We start from the raw sequence: 16,417 nt of genomic DNA, 5'->3' as shown, positions 1-16,417 counted from the left end.
AGGGCATCAAAGATGATGAAACGAGCGATCATGGCCGTCGCCGCGGCGAGCGCGACAGCAGTCGCCCTCGCCGGATGCACGGCTCCCGCAGACGACAACTCCGAAGGCCCGGCCACCCTCACGTTCTGGCATGGCTACACCGAGGCCGACGGCGAGGTCCTCGACCAGATCGTGGCCGACTTCAACGACTCGCAGGACGACTACGTCATCGAGACCGAGACGAAGACCTGGGCGGTCATCGACGACACGCTGCTTCCCGCACTGTCGTCCGACGAAGGCCCCGACATCGTGGCGATGCCCGCCGAGCGGATGCCGGTGTATGCCGACCGCGGCGCATTCGTCGACCTGACGGACTTCTACGCGTCGGAAGACAGCAACACCTCCGAACTCGCCGAGCAGTCCGTCGACATGGTCACCGTCGACGGAGCACCGTACGGGGTGCCGACCGGCTTCGTGCCGCTGTCGGTGTTCTACAACAAGGCACTGTTCACCGCCGCGGGCATCGACGAGTTCCCCACGACGTGGGACGAATGGGTCGACGCCGCGAAGGCTCTGACCATCGACGCGAACAGCGACGGCACCCCGGAACAGTACGGTCTCGCCCTCCCCGACCACGCGACGGTGGCGAACGGCCTGTGGCCGAGCCTGCTCCTCAGCGGCGGCGGAGAGATCGTCGAGGGGTCGACCGAAGCGGTCATCGACTCGAGCGAGAATGCGGAGTCGCTCGCCTACTGGGTCGACGCCGTCACGAAGGACAAGATCTCTCCGACCGGCCTCGACGGAATCGGCGCCGACGAGCTCTTCAGCTCCGGCAAGGCCGCCATGCACGTCGGCGGCCCGTGGATGTCGTTCATCTCGGCCGACAACGACATCGACTACGGCATCGCGGCCATCCCCGCCGGTCCCGAGGAGCAGGCGGCATCCGCCATCGGGGTGTCCATGGGCATCACCGAGCAGGCTTCCGACGCCCAGGTCGCGGGCGCCGAGGCGTTCTTCTCCTACTTCTTCCAGGAGGATGTGGCCACCGAATGGTCGCTCGCGTCCGGGTGGCCGCCGCTGCGCACCGACATCCCGCTGGAGTCGGTCGAGTCGAACCCGGTCGTCGTGTCGCTCACCGAGATCGCCCCCACCGGGCGGGCGCTCCTGCCGGGAGTCGTCAACAGCGTCGACGTGCTCGCCGCGATCGACACTCTCACCCAGAAGGCCGTGGCCGGCGGCGACATCGACGAGCTGCTCGCCGCAGCGCAGAGCGAGATCCAGCAGGCCATCGAGTGACCGAACTCGTGGGAGGGGCGCCGACGTCGCCCCTCCCACGTCCTTGATCGAGAAGAGAGCGCCGATGACGACGCAGACAGCCGCACCACCCACCCGCACCCCCTATCGCCCGCCCGCCCCGCTGGGGGGACGGACGCCGCTCCGGCGCAGCAACAGGTACCGGCTGACGGTGATCGCCTTCCTGCTTCCCGCGATCGTCATCCTCACGGTCTTCGTCGCCTGGCCGATGATCGCCGCCCTCCGGCTGTCGTTCACCGACGCGAGCGGTTTCGGTGACGAGGAGTGGGTCGGTCTGCAGAACTACGCCGACGTCTTCACCGACTCCGGCGTCGTCACCGCGATGGGCAACACCGCCGTCTATGCGCTGCTCTTCACCCCGCTGGTCGTCGTTCTGGCGCTGGCGCTGGCGCTGCTGCTGAACAACCGCCTCCTCCCGGGCCGCGGCATCTTCAGGACCTTCCTGTTTCTGCCGTTCATCGTCTCCCTCGCCGTCGCCGCCTTCGCCTGGTCGTATCTCCTCGACCCGCAGATCGGCCTGCTGAACTACTGGTTGCAAGGATTCGGCATCCAGCTCGGCAACGTCCTGCAGGATCCGGTGCTGGCGATGCCCACTGTCGTCCTCGTGGCGGTGTGGAAGAGCTTCGGGTTCTACATGGTCATCTTCCTCGCCGGCCTCCAGGACATCCCCGGGAGCCTGTACGAGGCTGCTCGGGTCGACGGTGCGAGCGCCTGGCAGCGATTCCGCAGCATCACGCTGCCGATGCTCAGCAACTCGCTCGGGTTCGTCCTCATCGTCGCGCTCATCGCCGCGCTGCAGGCCTTCGACCAGATCTATGTCATGACCGGGGGCGGCCCGTACGGAAGCACGCAGACCATCGTGATGGAGATCTACGAGTCGGGCTTCCGCAAGCTCGAGCTCGGCTTCGCCTCAGCACTGTCATACGTGCTGCTGCTGATCACCCTGGTGCTCAGCCTCGTGCAGTTCCTCTTCTTCTCGCGCGGAGAGAAGGACGCCTCGTGACCACGCTCGCCTCGACTCCCACTCTGCGTCGCTCACCTCACGCGACCCGGCGTCGGATCGCGTCCGTCGCGCTGCTGCTCGTCGCCGCCGCCGCGACTGTCGCGGTGATGCTCCCCATCCTCATCATCGTCTTCACCGCCTTCAAACCGGTCTCCGAAGTGAACGCCTACCCGCCCACGCTTCTCCCCGGCGCCTGGACGCTCGACAACTTCACGCGGATCTTCACCGAACTGCCCTTCGCACGGCTGATCCTGAACAGCTTCGTGTTCGCCGGCGGGGTCACCCTGTTCGCGCTCGTGTTCGACTCGCTTGCGGCATATGCGCTGGCGAGGCTCGACTTCCGAGGAAGCCGCATCCTTCTCATCGCGATCATCGCGAGCCTCATGATCCCGTTCCAGGCGACACTGATCCCGATCTACCAGCTCGTCTCCGATCTCGGGTGGGTGAACTCCTATGCGGGACTCATCGCGCCTCGGGCCGCCGACGCGTTCGGCATCTTCTTCCTGCGGCAGTTCTTCCTCTCCCTGCCGCGCGATCTCGACAACGCCGCCCGCATCGACGGCGCGAGCGAGTTCCGCATCTTCCGCAGCGTCGTGTTGCCCAATGCGGTGCCGGCGCTGCTCACCCTCGGCATCTACATCTTCGTGAACAACTGGAACGACCTGCTCTGGCCACTGGTCTTCACGACGGATGCCTCGATGGGCACGGTCACCTCCGGACTCACCCTGCTCACCGGCCCCGGCGGGATCATCCCGCAGGGCGTCATGATGGCCGGTTCGCTGATCGCGGTCCTGCCCCTGGCCATCGTCTTCCTGCTCATCCAGCGACGCTTCGTCGAAAGCATCGCCTCGACCGGACTGAAGTGACACCCCTATGACCTGGTACCGCGACGGCCGCCTCCACTTCGGGCTCGGCATCGAAAACACCTTCATCCCTCAGGAACGGGCGGGCGAGCGCGCCATCGACGAGTACGCACTGACCGAGCACTACGACCGGTGGCGCGACGACCTCGGGCTGGCGGCATCCGTCGGTTCAGAGTTCATGCGGTGGGGGATCCCGTGGCATGTCGTCTCCCCCGAACGCGGACGGTGGGACTGGTCGTGGACGGACCGCGTGATGGACCGCTTCGGCGAGCTCGGCATCCGTCCGATCGTCGACATCCTCCACTACGGGACGCCGTTGTGGATCGATGACCAGTTCGCGCATCCCGACTATCCCCAGTTCGTCGCCGAGTACGCCGCGCGTGCCGCGGAGCGGTACCGCGACATCGCCACCGACTACACGCCCGTGAACGAGCCCATGCTGCACTCCCTGTTCAGCGGCGAGTACGCCTACTGGCCGCCGTACCGGCGCGGGACCGAGGGCCTCGTGGAGATCGCGACGGCCCTCGCTCAGGGGTTCGTGCTGACGCAGCAGGCGATCGCGGACGTCCTCGGCGAGCGCGCGACCTTCGTCCACGTCGACGCCTCGATGCGGTACGCCGGAGACATCGATGCGCCCGAGCACCGGGAGACCGCGACGCGGTACGCCCATCAGGGATTTCTCGCCGAAGACCTCGTCACCGGGAAGGTCGATGACCGGCATCCGCTCGCTTCTCTTCTCCGTGGACACGGCGTCTCGAGCGAGCGTCTCGATTGGTTCAGCGAGAACGCGGTGCGCCCCGACGTGATGGGTGTGAACTATTACCCACGACACTCCACGGAGCTGTTCGAGGCCGGCGTGCACCACGGGGGTGGGTTCGCCGACCCCCGCCCGACACGCGACGACGGCGTCGACGGGCTCAAAGAGATGCTTAAGCTCTATGCCGAGCGCTACGGCGCGCCCGTCATGCTCGCCGAGACCTGCGTGACCGACGACGCTGAGACCCGCATCGCGTGGATGGATGCGTCTGTGCAGGCTGTCGAGGAACTGCGCGCCGAGGGCACGGACGTGGTCGGCTACACCTGGTGGCCGCTCTTCGACATGTACGAGTGGACCTATCGGCAGAGCAGGGGTCCGCGCGCGGACCACCTGCTCACCATGGGGCTGTTCGATCTGGTCGAGGGACCATCGGGGCTGGAGCGGCGACGCAATCCTGTCGCGGACCGGTTCGCGGCCTACGCGGGCGGGCCGGAACTGGCGGGGCGGACCCTTCGAGAAAGAGGCGCAAAAGATATGTAAGGAATTGCTCCCAGCCGCAAAGGGCCACCCGAAAGTGCTCGACAGCGAGCGGATACTGAGATCACGCAGGGATCTCGTTGCCGCCTACCGCCCGAGTGCAGCGCCCTGTCCGACGTGTGACCGCCCGGGAGAGCACTATGAAGAGGTTCCTTGCCGCACTCGCTGCGACCCTGCTGCTCGTGGCCACACCGACGGCTGCCGACGCGTCGACCGACGAACTGCATCCGGACGTCGTCTACGCTCTCAAAACGCTCCCCGGCGGCGTTGCGATCGGCACCCATCAGGCGGTCTGGCCGGAACTCGGGATGGAGCTCACGGCTTCGTCGCGGTTCGCGCGCAGTGTCGGGAGCTGCGCCACCGGGTCGTATTGCGCGTACTCCGGCAGCGGCATGACCGGAACGAGGCTCGCCTTCACCATCTGCACCACTGTGAGCACGGCGCCGTTGCGTACCGTCAAGTCCATCGCCAACGCCCGTTCGTCAGGAATGGTTCAAGCCCGGAATTCCGCCGGCCAGGTGCTGGCGACCGCATTCGCGAACAGCTCAGCGAGCGTGTCAGGAACCACCGTCGGCCTCCGCTGTGCGCTGTGAACGCTCGATAGTGTGAGAGGCGCTGGCAGATGTGAGTGAGGTAACCGTGCGAGGCATCGGCATCTTCGCGCGCTTGCAGATCGCCCTCGCGGGCGTGGACCAGATCCCGTCTCCGGCGAAGGGCACCTCCGCGACGCCCGAGTCGACGCCGAACGGCAAAGAGGTCGTCTATCGCATCCTCTTCAACGAGTATTGGCCGCGCGTGCGTCGCCACCTTGCCAGTTACCTCGAGAACCCGGATGAAGTCGACGAGGTGTCCGCCGAGGTGTTCGTCGTCGCGTGGCGGAAACTCAACCCGTCGAAACCCATGGGCCTCAAATGGTTCCTTCGCACCGCGGACAACAAGCTCCGCGACGTCGCTCGCCGTGACAGGTCGAAGCGCAACGTCGTCGATGCGCTGACACGTCGGATGCAGGAGGACTCGGAACTGCACCCCCTGGAAGTCATCGCCCTGCGGCAGGCCCTGCACGACCTTAACGCGAGGGAGCGCCAGGTCGTCGTGCTCACCTACTGGGACGGTCTCACGGCCGCTGAGGTCTCTGACGTCCTTCGCTGCAGCCAAGCGGCAGTGTGGACGACGCTCACCCGGGCCCGTGCCAAACTGCGCGCACAGCTGGAGACACCGGGGGTCGGGGCATGAGCATCCGCGACGACGAGCTCGACCGCCTCTTCCGCGCAGCGAACCCCGCGCCCGCGAAAGACTTCGAGGCCCTCCGGGCCAAGGACATCGCCTTGCGCGAGAACATCATCCGCGGAAGGGTCGCTCCGCGCCGCCGCCCGGCGCCCCGACGATCTCGAACCTGGGCAGGCGCCGCCACAGCCGTCGCGGGAGTCGCCGTTGCCGCCGTCGTCGCGGTCAACGTCTTCTCGCCGACGCAGCAGGCGGTGGCAGAGCTGACACCCCCTCGCCTGGAGTATGCCGAGGCCGGCAGTCTGTCAGAGGTCGTCGAAGACGCGCAGAACGCACTCCGCACACCGGGTGGACCCGAGCAGGAGAGCCACGTCGAGTACCTCACGTGGGGGTGGAGCATCGACATGGCCACCGAGCACATCGAGGTGGTCCCGCAGGAGATCGCCTCCGATTGGACTCCCGGAGGAGGCGCCGTGACCACCATCACCGCGGGTGAGTCCTACTGGGAAGAGAACAACCGTCCCGCCGGCGTCGCCCCGAGTCAATACGAACCCGGTGAGGTCATCAGCAGGACAGAGATGTCAGCCGCCGAGGTCAATGCGCCAGAAGCCCTCATCACCCTCGAGGGGTCGTCCGAGGATGACCTGGCCCCGGCCCTGCAAGCGTTCGGTGCCGACGAAGACGCATCGTCGGGACAGGTGCTCGTCTCCATCGGACACCTGTTCAGCTACTGGACCCTCACCGACGCACAGCACGCCACCCTCATCGACATGCTGGTGGATGCCGGCGGGGTCTCGGTCCTGGGGCAGACCACGGACCGCATCGACCGCGAGGTCATCGGGCTTCGCGTCACAGACGAGACCACTCCCTACCTCGACACCGTGCTCATCTCGAAAGAGACCGGCCGCATCGTCGGCATGGAGAACGAGCTCACCGCACCACAGGACTTCATCCCCGCCGGTGTCGTCGGGTACACACTCTGGGAAGACGAGTAGGTTCGCGGCTCGCTACGCTGCATCGCATGAGCTTCCACATCGAGCACACGCTGAACGGCCGCCACCACAGCTCCGGCGAGTTCCCGACGCAGGGTGACGCGCTCCTCGCAGCCTTGGGCGTCAAGCGGCCGCCCGTCCTCATCGTCGACGACGCGAGCACCGTTCCCCCCGCCGCAGGGGATGTCGTCGCCGCGGTGCTGAAGAAGGGAGAGATCCTGTCTCGCGGTACCGAACCGGGATGGTGGGGCAGCATCCGTGAAACAACGCGTCGCAAGGTTCTGGCCGGCGCCAGTCTCGACGCGAACGCGGTCGCCGACATCACCGACGCCGGCGGCACCGTCGTCGCCACAGCATGGGAAAGCGGGCCCATCGAAGAGTGGGAACTCACCCCGCCATCAGACAGCGATTGGGTCCGCCTCGAAGCCGCATGCCGCCAGGTGCGAGGCTGAGACGCGTCGCTTCGAGCCCACCGCCCGGCCCTTTCAATCTGTGAATGTGCCGCAGTCGCACTCGTGCCGAGAATGAGAAAAGGCCGAACCCTCCGGGCCCGGCCTCTTTCTTCTCGCTGTGCGCGAGGGGGGACTTGAACCCCCACGTCCATAAGGACACTGGCACCTGAAGCCAGCGCGTCTACCATTCCGCCACTCGCGCGAGTGTCTCGCTCCGAAGAACTCAACTTCCCTAAGATATCACGCGTTTTCGGCCTGTTCGCACACCGTGAACGGGTGGTCGGCGGCGTTCCCCCAGGTCATCTGGCTACGATGTCCCTACCGGTCGCCATGCCAGAGGAGCCCAGTGGGACTACTTGACAGCTTTGAGAAGGGTCTCGAGCGCGCTGTGAACAGCGCGTTCGCGAAGACCTTCCGCAGCGGCATCCAGCCGGTGGAGATCGCGTCGGCGGTCCGGCGCGAAGCCGACACGAAGGCGGCGGTCGTCAGCCGCGACCGCATCATCGCCCCGAACAACTTCGTCGTGCGTCTCAGCACCGACGACGCAGAACGGATGCGCGCCCTCGGCGGCACCCTCACCGACGAACTGCACGCGCTGCTGACCAAGCACGCCAAGGCGCAGGGCTACAGCTTCGCCGGTGCCCTGTCGATCTCCATCGAGCCCGATGAGAAGGTCGCGACCGGCACGGTCGGGGTGAGCTCCGGTTCCGTCGAGAGCCGCGTCAGCTGGCAGGCCGTGATCGACGTCGACGGCCGTCGTCACTCCCTCACCCGTGCCCGCACGGTGATCGGTCGCGGGACGGATGCCGACATCACGATCGCGGATGCCGGATCGAGTCGCAAGCACGTCGAAGTGCTGTGGGACGGCGAGCGCGCCATGATGCGCGACCTCGGCTCCACGAACGGCACCAAGGTCAACGGGCAGAAGCTCCGCGAAGCGGCACTCCCCACCGACACGACCATCACGATCGGCCGCACAGATCTGGTGTTCCGCATCGTTCCGGTCGCTTCGCCGTCGCGTCGGGTGGACGACTCGACCCGCGCGTTCGGAGGTCTCGGATGAGTGAACTGATTCTGCTGCTGCTGCGCGTCGGGTTCCTGCTGATCCTCTGGTTCTTCGTGTTCGGCGTCGTCTACTCGCTGCGCGCCGACCTCTTCGGCGTGAAGGTGCGCAAGCTCCCCGCCGAGGCTGCGGCCGGAGCATCCGCCCCCGCCGCCACCCCCGCTGCGAAACCGGCATCCGCCCGGCCCGCGTCCGCGAAGCCCTCGACCGGACCGGCGACCGTCGCGACGGCCAAGCGCCTCGTGATCACCTCCGGACCGAAGGCGGGCCTCGAACTCCCTCTCGGTGCCGACTCGATGACCATCGGCCGCTCCAGCGAATCGGCCCTCGTCATCCGCGACGACTACACGTCGAGCCACCACGCCCGCCTGATGCTGCGCGGCGACAGCTGGGCGATCCAAGACCTCGACTCCACGAACGGCACGTTCGTGGCCGGGCAGCGCGTCTCCGGCGCCCCCGTCAACCTCTCGCTCGGCACCCCCATCAAGGTGGGCGCCACGACCTTCGAGCTGCGAGCCTGACCCCGGCATGGTCTTCGAAGGCTCGAGCGTCGCGATCTCCCACACAGGGAAGGTCCGCTCCAACAACCAGGATTCCGGTTATTCCGGAGCGAACCTGTTCGTCGTCGCAGACGGCATGGGCGGACACGCGGGCGGCGACGTCGCCTCGAGCATGGCCATCCACCGCCTGGAGCCCCTCGACCAGCCGTACGCCTCGATCGATGACGCGCAGGCCTCCCTGCAGGCCGCCGCGACGACCGCCGCCGGCGACCTCATCCGCGCCGCGAAGGACCGCCCCGAACTCGCCGGTCTCGGCACCACGGTCAGCGCGATCATCATGGTCGACGAGTACGCCGTCATCGGCCACATCGGCGACTCCCGCATCTACCTGTACCGTGACGACGCCCTGACGCAGATCACCGCCGACCACACCTTCGTGCAGCGGCTCGTCGACTCCGGCCGCATCACCCCCGAAGAGGCCCGCTACCACCCGCGCCGCTCGGTGCTCATGCGGGTGCTCAGCGACATGGACTCCGACCCCGAGCTCGACACCTTCGTGATGCACACGCAGCCCGGCGACCGGTGGCTGCTGTGCTCCGACGGACTCTCCGGCGTCGTCGACGAGACCCGCATGCTCAAGGCGATGCAACTCGGCCTCGCTCCCGGTCGCACCGCCGACATCCTGCTCAAGCAGGCCCTCGACGGCGGAGCGCCAGACAACGTCACGATCGTGCTGGTCGACGTCGGCGGACAGCATCCGGTGCATTCGGGCACCCCCACCGTCGTCGGATCGGCGTCGAACCCCCCCGGCGTGCTCGTCCCGCCCGTGCGCGCACCGCGCGGCAACTGGCTGCACCCGGTCCGTCAGGCCGCGAACGAACCGAGCCACTTCGAGCCCGCCCCCGAGTATCTCGAGGAACTCATCGAAGAAGACCGCCGGCGTGCGAAGCGCCGCCGAATCGGCTGGATCGCGGGTGTGCTGCTGGTGCTCGCGATGCTCGGCGTCGCCGCCTTCGCCGCGTACAGCTGGACGCAGACGCGATACTTCATCGGCGCTGACGACGACAGTGTCGTGATCTTCCAGGGTGTGCAGCAGAACATCGGCCCGATCACGCTGTCCACCCCGGTGGAAGACACCGACATCCTGCTCGCGAATCTCCCCCCGTACCAGCGGGCATCGGTCGAGAACACGATCAGTGCACGTTCGCTCTCCGACGCGATGGCGATCGTCGACCGTCTCCGTGCCGGGGCCGACGCCGCCACCATCGAGCCGACGCCACTGCCGACTCCGACGCAGCTCCCGACTCCGATGCCGACTCCGAGTGAGACCCCCGCAGGAGGTGCCGGATGAGTACCGACGTCGCGGCCGACACGAGCGTCATCAAGGCCCTCAAGCGCATCCGGACGCCGCAGAAGCAGCGCAACCGCGAATTCTGGCTGCTGCTCTTCGCCTGCGCACTGAGCGGTGCCGCGCTGACCCTCGTGCAGCTCGGCGCCCTGGGCACGATCGACCCCGTCGTCCTCGGCATCGGCGGCGGACTCGCGGTGCTGGCGTTCGCCCTGCACTTCGTCCTGCGGATCGTCGCGGCGGACGCCGACCCGTTCGTCGTGCCGATCGCCACGCTCCTGACCGGCATCGGCATCGCGATGATCTACCGCATCGACATCGCCTTCCAGAACACCGGGTGGAACGCCTACTCCACTAAGCAGCTCGCATGGACGGCGATCTCCCTCGCCGGCGCCATCGCCGTGGTGATCATGCTCCGCAACTACCGGATCCTCTTCCGGTACACGTACATCTTCGGCCTCGCCGGCATCCTGCTCCTGCTTCTGCCCTTCGTTCCCGGCCTGCGCATCGCGGATGCGAACGCGGCCGTCTGGGTGTCGCTCGGCGGCGTCTTCGCGTTCCAGCCGGGCGAGCTCGCGAAGATCTGCCTGGCGATCTTCTTCGCCGGATACCTCGTGCGAACCCGCGAGAGCCTCACCTCGGTGGGCAAGAAGGTGTTGGGCATCACCTGGCCGCGGATGCGCGAACTCGGGCCCGTGCTCGTCGTCTGGGTGATCTCGCTCGGCATCATCGTGTTCCAGCGCGACCTCGGCACCGGAACCCTGATCTTCGGCATGTTCGTCGCGATGCTCTACGTCGCCACCGGCAAGACCAGCTGGGTGCTGATCGGCCTGGCCCTCGTCGTCGCCGGCGTCGCGGTCGCCACGCAGATCCTCAGCTACGTACGCGGACGCTTCATCAACTGGCTCTTCCTGTTCGACTCCTCGCAGGTCGACCCGGACGTCGCCGGCTACCAGCCCATGCAGGGGTTGTTCGGACTCGCCCGCGGCGGCCTCATCGGCACCGGCTGGGGCCAGGGACGCCCCGAGGTCACACCCCTCGCTCACAGCGACTACATCATCACCAGCCTGGGTGAGGAGATCGGACTGATCGGCCTCTTCGCGATCCTCTGCCTGTACATGGTGTTCGTCAGCCGCGGCATGCGCATCGGGCTCGCCGGCCAGGACGACTTCGGCAAGCTCCTCGCCACCGGGTTGTCGTTCACGATCGCGCTGCAGGTGTTCATCATGGTCGGCGGTGTCACACGTCTCATCCCCCTGACCGGTCTGACCACCCCGTTCCTCGCCGCCGGCGGATCCTCACTCGTGGCCAACTGGCTCATCGTGGCGCTGCTGCTGCGAATCTCCGACGGTGTCCGTCGCCAACCCAGGGTGGTGATCGGATGACCAAAGAACTCCGCCGCCTCAGCATCGTCATGCTGTTCATGTTCCTCGCGCTGTTCGCCGCGACGAGCTGGATCCAGGTCGTCGAGGCCGACACCCTCGCCCAGAACGACCACAACAAGCGCACCCGTCTGGACAGTTACGAGATTCAGCGCGGGTCGATCATCGTCGACGGGGACGCCGTCGCATCGTCCGTCGCCAGCGATGACACCTACCAGTTCCAGCGGGTCTACAAGGACGCCCAGATGTGGGAGCCGGTCACCGGCTACTTCAACCCGGCATTGGGCTCGCAGACCGGCATCGAGGAGGCGATGAACGCCGACCTCTCCGGCACCGGCTCCAACGCCTTCCTCGCCGAGGTCGAGCGCATCCTCTCCGGCCAGCCGCAGCGCGGCTTCAGCGTGGAGCTCTCGCTCGACGCCGCCGCACAGAAAGCCGCGTACGACGCGCTCGGCGACCTCCAGGGCGCGGTCGTCGCGATGGACCCGAAGACCGGACGCATCCTGGCGATGGTCTCCACTCCCGGTTTCGACACCAACACCCTGGCCACGCACGATGCGGATGCCGCCAACGCCGCGTACGAGCAGCTGGTCGACGACCCGGGCAAGCCGCTGTCCAACCGCGCGATCGCCGGCGACCTGAACCCTCCTGGCTCGACCTTCAAGCTGGTCGTGGCGGCCGCAGCTCTCGCGGGCGACGACTACACGCCGCAGTCGACCCTGCCGAACCCGGCTTCGTACACGCTGCCCGGGTCATCGAATCGCGTCGCGAACGCCTGGGGCGGAACGTGCGGATCCGGGCCGACCGTCACCATCGCCGAGGCGATCCGCCTCAGTTGCAACATCCCGATGGCGGAACTCGCGGTAGAGCTCGGCGACGACAGGATCCGTGAAATGGCTGAGAAGTTCGGGTTCAACCAGAGCTTCACCACTCCGCTGGAATCGACTCCCTCGAGCTACCCGACCGGGCTCGACGACGCTCAGACCGCGCTGACCGGTTTCGGTCAGGGCAAGGTCACTGCGACGCCGCTGCAGATCGCCATGGTCTCGGCCGGAATCGCCAACGACGGCATCGTGATGAATCCCCAGATGGTGGATGCCGTGATCGGCAACGACCTCTCGGTCATCCGCGCTTTCGAGAACAGCGAGTTCGGGCGCGCGATGGACGCCGAAGTGGCGGATGAGGTGACGGCGGCCATGGTTGCGAGCGTCTCAAACGGAGCTGCGCAGGGTGCAAGAATAGACGGGATCGACGTGGCGGGTAAGACCGGGACCGCAGAGAACGGAAACAGGCCGCACACGTTGTGGTTCACCGGTTTTGCACCGGCGAACGACCCCGCGGTCGCAGTAGCGGTCGTCGTCGAAGACGGCGGCGGACAGGGGCAATCAGGAAGCGGCGACACCATCGCCGCTCCGATTGCGAAGAAAGTCATAGAGGCGGTGCTGGGCAGATGAGACCGACGCAGGGTGTGTCGTTCGGTGGTCGCTACGAGTTGCAGTCGCGAATCGCGATCGGCGGCATGGGCGAGGTGTGGGAAGCGACGGATCACGTCATCGGACGTACCGTCGCGATCAAGATCCTCAAAGACGAGTACATGGGGGACCCAGGGTTCCTCGAGCGATTCCGTGCTGAGGCGCGGCACGCTGCTCTCGTCAACCACGAGGGCATCGCCAGCGTCTTCGACTACGGCGAGGAGAACGGCAGCGCGTACCTCGTCATGGAGCTCGTGCCCGGCGAAGCGCTGTCGACCGTGCTCGAGCGCGATGGTGCTCTGAGCGCCGACAAGACTCTCGACATCGTCGCGCAGACGGCATCCGCTCTGCAGGCGGCGCATGCTGCGGGCCTCGTGCACCGTGACATCAAGCCGGGCAACCTGCTGATCACGCCCGACGGACACGTCAAGATCACTGACTTCGGCATCGCCCGCATCGCCGACCAGGTTCCGCTGACAGCGACCGGTCAGGTGATGGGAACGGTGCAGTACCTGTCGCCCGAACAGGCGTCAGGTCACGCGGCATCCCCCGCCACCGACACGTACTCGCTCGGCATCGTGGCGTACGAGTCGCTCGCCGGCAAGCGTCCGTTCACGGGCGAGTCGCAGGTGGCGATCGCCATGGCGCAGATCAACGAGCAGCCGCCGCCGCTGCCGCCCACTGTCCCGATTCCGGTGCAGAACCTCGTCATGGCGATGATCGCCAAGAAGCCGGCTGACCGTCCGTCGTCTTCGGCGACGGTCGCGCGCGCTGCGCAGGCGCTTCGCCGCGGAGATCTCAACTCGGCAGCGATCGCGGTTCCGGCCATCGCCACCGGCGGTATCGCGGGCAACGACGACGCCACACGGATGCTCGCCACCGACGACGGCGCGACACGCATCCTTCCGACGACGGCGCAGCTGGCGACCGAAGAATCCACGGCCGACCCGAAGAAGAAGAAGCGCAGCCCATGGACATGGCCGCTGATCGCGCTCATCGTGCTGCTCCTGCTCGTCCTCGGCGGCACGATCTGGGCGATGATGCAGGGGAACGACGACGATCCCCAGTCATCGGCCACGCCGAGCACTTCGAAGACGACGACGCCTCCGCCGGTCGAGACGCCGACTCCCGAACCGGAGCCGGAAGAGACCCGGGTCGACGTCACCGCCCTCGGCCTTGAGGGGATGGACTGCGGCACCGCCACGTCCACGCTCACGAACGCGGGCTTCACGAGCGAGATCACCTGCCCGGAGGGCGACCAGGCTCCCACGGACGGCGACGTCGGCAAGGTCTACGCCGTGCAGCCGTCGGGTAACGTCGCGACCACGCAGCCCATCGCGTTGACGGTGTACGCCGCCCGCGCGCCTCTGCCGACTCCCAGCGACGCCCCGACCATCACGGGTGACCCGGTGGCCGGCGGCACGGTGACGGTCGCCTGGGGTGCAGGATTCACCTGCCCGAGCGGCACGTCCCTCTCCGGCTACACGGTGTCGTTGCAGAACGGAACCTTCCTCTCGGGCGGACCGAACTTCCAGCCGACGCAGCGCAACACGCAGGTGCAGGTGGCGGATGCCGAGGGCCAGCAGCTCATCGTGACGTATCAGGGCACATGCTCGGGCGGCGATCAGCGCACGTCCGCCGCTTCGCCTCCGCTGTCGGTCACGATCACCGCTCCGGCTGACCCCGGCGAGGGTGACGGCGAGGGCGAACCCGAAGAGTAGCCTTAACGTCAGCTCAGTCATCGTCATTTCCAGGGGGGTAGTCCGTGTCCACAGAGCCACGCGTTCTCGCGGGTAGGTACCGCGTCGACGAGCTCATCGGGCACGGCGGGATGGCGAAGGTCTACCGAGGTCGTGACCTGACACTCGGGCGCGATGTCGCCATCAAGATCCTCGATCCCGAGCTCGCCAGGGACACCGCGTTCCGCACGCGATTCCGTCTCGAGGCGCAGGCGGCCTCGCGCATGTCGCATCCGTCGATCGTCCGCGTCTACGATGCGGGAGACTCGTCGTCGAACGCGCCGACGAACGGTTCCGGCACTCCGTCCGATGCCGACCCTCCGTACATCGTGATGGAGCTCATCAGCGGCACTCTGCTGAAGGACATCATCGCCTCGGGCCCGGTTCCCGTAGCCGACGCGGTTCGCTACGTCGACGGCATCCTCGAGGCGCTCGACTACTCGCATCGCGCCGGTGTCGTGCATCGAGACATCAAGCCGGGCAACGTCATGGTCACCGACAAGGGCCAGGTCAAGGTGATGGATTTCGGCATCGCCCGCGCGGTGTCCGACTCTTCGTCGACCGTGGCCGAGACCACACAGATCCTCGGAACTGCGGCGTATTTCTCTCCGGAGCAGGCGAAGGGCGAGCCCGTCGACGCGCGCGCCGATCTCTACTCCACCGGCGTGGTCCTGTACGAACTGCTCACCGGACGCCAGCCATTCCGCGGTGAGTCCCCGGTCGCGGTCGCCTACCAGCACGTCAGTGAGACGCCGGTGCCGCCGACCGAGGTCAACGAAGAGGCCCCCGGTGCACTCGACCCGATCGTCCTCCGCGCCCTCGCGAAAGACCCGTACCAGCGCTTCCCGGATGCCGCACACTTCCGTTCCGCTCTCGACGCGGCGGTCACGGGAAACGCGCCCACCCGCAAGGAGATCGGCGCGCTCACCAGCGAACTCTACGGTCCGAGTCCTCGCCAGGCCCAGGAGACGGCGCGGTCCCTGCGCCAGCTCAGCACCGACACGACGATGGCGCGTACCCAGTCCGGCCCTCCGGTGGCGTGGATCTGGGCCGGGGTCGCCCTGCTCGCGGTGCTCCTGGCGTCCGTGCTCTTCTGGGTCGTCACGATCAGCATGCGCCCCGCCGAAGTGCCTGACACGTCGCGCATGGTCCCCGACCTCGTCAACGTCTCGTCCGAGCGCGCGCAGGAAGATCTCGCGAAACTCGACCTCACCGCCACGATCACCGTCGAGCCGAGCTCCGACACCGCCGAGGGCAACGTCATCCGCACCGACCCGAGAGCGGGTGTCGCCGTCGAAGAGGGCGACACCATCACGCTCTATGTCTCGTCGGGCGAAGAGAAGGTCGTCGTGCCGACCCTGGAGGGTATGTCCCTCGTCGACGCCAAGAAGGCGCTGACCAGCGCCGGGCTCGAACTCGGTACGGTCATCCAGCGCAACGACAAGGCGCTCCGCGCCGACACGGTGATCTCGGCCAGCGAGAAGGCCGACGCCGAGGTGCCGCCCGACACCGTCGTCAACCTGGTCGTGGCCAGCGGCAAGGTGACTCTGACCGACCTCGTCGGTTGGACCGTGGACGCGGCCACCGCGAACCTCACCGATCTCGGACTCACCGCCACGCCGGTCGAGAGCGCGGACTGCCCTGCCACCGACCCGGCGACCGTGCACTCGATGTCGGTGGCGCCCGGCGACGTACCGGTGGGCTCAACGGTCGAGTTGCGGTTCTGCACCGGCGAGTAGCGGTCCGCGCGGCAGCCAGCGGTAGAGCAGGCAGCCAGAGGTAGCGTCGCGGG

Annotated in this window: 15 protein-coding genes and 1 tRNA gene; 15 read left to right on the top strand and 1 reads right to left on the bottom strand. The window is 67.2% G+C overall.

Going from position 1 to position 16,417, the window contains the following annotated elements:
* Window positions 1-12: 12 nt before the first annotated feature.
* The 8 genes from D7252_RS05270 to D7252_RS05235 all read left to right on the top strand — a co-directional run bounded on the left by D7252_RS05270 (window position 13) and on the right by D7252_RS05235 (window position 7,121).
* Entirely contained in the window at window positions 13-1,275 is a 1,263-nt protein-coding gene (locus tag D7252_RS05270; protein WP_251050629.1) for an ABC transporter substrate-binding protein, read from the top strand.
* Window positions 1,276-1,339: 64 nt separating this feature from the next.
* Window positions 1,340-2,296: a carbohydrate ABC transporter permease gene (locus tag D7252_RS05265; protein WP_120774423.1), complete on the top strand. Its 957-nt coding sequence runs from the start codon at window positions 1,340-1,342 to the stop codon at window positions 2,294-2,296.
* Window positions 2,293-3,162, top strand: coding sequence for a carbohydrate ABC transporter permease (locus D7252_RS05260; protein ID WP_259461052.1), 870 nt, complete (start codon window positions 2,293-2,295; stop codon window positions 3,160-3,162). The genes D7252_RS05265 and D7252_RS05260 overlap by 4 nt, the downstream gene beginning before the upstream one ends.
* A gap of 7 nt (window positions 3,163-3,169) precedes the next feature.
* Entirely contained in the window at window positions 3,170-4,456 is a 1,287-nt protein-coding gene (locus tag D7252_RS05255) for a family 1 glycosylhydrolase (RefSeq protein ID WP_120774422.1), read from the top strand.
* A gap of 137 nt (window positions 4,457-4,593) precedes the next feature.
* A complete protein-coding gene (locus D7252_RS05250; protein WP_120774421.1) occupies window positions 4,594-5,046 on the top strand; it encodes a hypothetical protein in 453 nt (150 codons plus the stop codon).
* A 31-nt stretch (window positions 5,047-5,077) separates the two neighbouring features.
* Window positions 5,078-5,686 (top strand): RNA polymerase sigma factor, encoded by a 609-nt coding sequence (locus D7252_RS05245; RefSeq protein ID WP_183055182.1) that lies wholly within the window; start codon window positions 5,078-5,080, stop codon window positions 5,684-5,686.
* Complete coding sequence (locus tag D7252_RS05240) at window positions 5,683-6,672, top strand: hypothetical protein (protein WP_120774419.1); 990 nt, start codon at window positions 5,683-5,685, stop codon at window positions 6,670-6,672. Before D7252_RS05245 ends, D7252_RS05240 begins: the two co-directional genes overlap by 4 nt.
* Before the next feature lie 26 nt (window positions 6,673-6,698).
* Window positions 6,699-7,121, top strand: coding sequence for a hypothetical protein (locus D7252_RS05235; protein WP_120774418.1), 423 nt, complete (start codon window positions 6,699-6,701; stop codon window positions 7,119-7,121).
* Window positions 7,122-7,240: 119 nt separating this feature from the next.
* Here the strand turns inward: D7252_RS05235 and D7252_RS05230 are convergent.
* A tRNA-Leu gene (locus D7252_RS05230) sits at window positions 7,241-7,323 on the bottom strand.
* A gap of 144 nt (window positions 7,324-7,467) precedes the next feature.
* On the opposite strand from D7252_RS05230, the gene D7252_RS05225 reads away from it, so the two are divergent.
* The 7 genes from D7252_RS05225 to pknB are packed head-to-tail and all read left to right on the top strand — an operon-like array spanning window position 7,468 to window position 16,364.
* Complete coding sequence (locus tag D7252_RS05225; RefSeq protein ID WP_120774417.1) at window positions 7,468-8,184, top strand: DUF3662 and FHA domain-containing protein; 717 nt, start codon at window positions 7,468-7,470, stop codon at window positions 8,182-8,184.
* On the top strand, window positions 8,181-8,705 hold the full coding sequence (locus tag D7252_RS05220; protein ID WP_120774416.1) for an FHA domain-containing protein: 525 nt from the start codon (window positions 8,181-8,183) through the stop codon (window positions 8,703-8,705). The genes D7252_RS05225 and D7252_RS05220 overlap by 4 nt, the downstream gene beginning before the upstream one ends.
* A gap of 7 nt (window positions 8,706-8,712) precedes the next feature.
* Complete coding sequence (locus tag D7252_RS05215; RefSeq protein WP_120774415.1) at window positions 8,713-10,035, top strand: PP2C family serine/threonine-protein phosphatase; 1,323 nt, start codon at window positions 8,713-8,715, stop codon at window positions 10,033-10,035.
* Window positions 10,032-11,417 (top strand): FtsW/RodA/SpoVE family cell cycle protein, encoded by a 1,386-nt coding sequence (locus D7252_RS05210; protein WP_120774414.1) that lies wholly within the window; start codon window positions 10,032-10,034, stop codon window positions 11,415-11,417. Before D7252_RS05215 ends, D7252_RS05210 begins: the two co-directional genes overlap by 4 nt.
* Window positions 11,414-12,868, top strand: a complete 1,455-nt coding sequence (locus D7252_RS05205) for a penicillin-binding transpeptidase domain-containing protein (RefSeq protein WP_120774413.1) — start codon at window positions 11,414-11,416, stop codon at window positions 12,866-12,868. Before D7252_RS05210 ends, D7252_RS05205 begins: the two co-directional genes overlap by 4 nt.
* Window positions 12,865-14,607 (top strand): serine/threonine-protein kinase, encoded by a 1,743-nt coding sequence (locus tag D7252_RS05200; RefSeq protein ID WP_251050627.1) that lies wholly within the window; start codon window positions 12,865-12,867, stop codon window positions 14,605-14,607. Before D7252_RS05205 ends, D7252_RS05200 begins: the two co-directional genes overlap by 4 nt.
* A 44-nt stretch (window positions 14,608-14,651) precedes the next feature.
* Window positions 14,652-16,364 (top strand): Stk1 family PASTA domain-containing Ser/Thr kinase, encoded by a 1,713-nt coding sequence (gene pknB / locus D7252_RS05195; RefSeq protein ID WP_120774411.1) that lies wholly within the window; start codon window positions 14,652-14,654, stop codon window positions 16,362-16,364.
* Window positions 16,365-16,417: the final 53 nt, after the last annotated feature.

It is taken from the genome of Microbacterium sp. CGR2 (genome assembly GCF_003626735.1).
In the GTDB taxonomy this organism is placed as follows: domain Bacteria; phylum Actinomycetota; class Actinomycetes; order Actinomycetales; family Microbacteriaceae; genus Microbacterium.
The sequence above is the reverse complement of the archived record's forward strand: the minus strand, read 5'-3'. Positions and strand labels throughout refer to the sequence as shown.

Bases quoted from the DNA above. Each gene is read 5' to 3' on its own strand.
- D7252_RS05215 (WP_120774415.1), top strand. From the start codon at position 8,713: ATGGTCTTCGAAGGCTCGAGCGTCGCGATCTCCCACACAGGGAAGGTC.
- D7252_RS05250 (WP_120774421.1), top strand. From the start codon at position 4,594: ATGAAGAGGTTCCTTGCCGCACTCGCTGCGACCCTGCTGCTCGTGGCC.
- D7252_RS05220 (WP_120774416.1), top strand. From the start codon at position 8,181: ATGAGTGAACTGATTCTGCTGCTGCTGCGCGTCGGGTTCCTGCTGATC.
- D7252_RS05240 (WP_120774419.1), top strand. From the start codon at position 5,683: ATGAGCATCCGCGACGACGAGCTCGACCGCCTCTTCCGCGCAGCGAAC.
- D7252_RS05200 (WP_251050627.1), top strand. From the start codon at position 12,865: ATGAGACCGACGCAGGGTGTGTCGTTCGGTGGTCGCTACGAGTTGCAG.
- D7252_RS05255 (WP_120774422.1), top strand. From the start codon at position 3,170: ATGACCTGGTACCGCGACGGCCGCCTCCACTTCGGGCTCGGCATCGAA.
- D7252_RS05270 (WP_251050629.1), top strand. From the start codon at position 13: ATGATGAAACGAGCGATCATGGCCGTCGCCGCGGCGAGCGCGACAGCA.
- D7252_RS05265 (WP_120774423.1), top strand. From the start codon at position 1,340: ATGACGACGCAGACAGCCGCACCACCCACCCGCACCCCCTATCGCCCG.
- D7252_RS05235 (WP_120774418.1), top strand. From the start codon at position 6,699: ATGAGCTTCCACATCGAGCACACGCTGAACGGCCGCCACCACAGCTCC.
- D7252_RS05210 (WP_120774414.1), top strand. From the start codon at position 10,032: ATGAGTACCGACGTCGCGGCCGACACGAGCGTCATCAAGGCCCTCAAG.
- D7252_RS05205 (WP_120774413.1), top strand. From the start codon at position 11,414: ATGACCAAAGAACTCCGCCGCCTCAGCATCGTCATGCTGTTCATGTTC.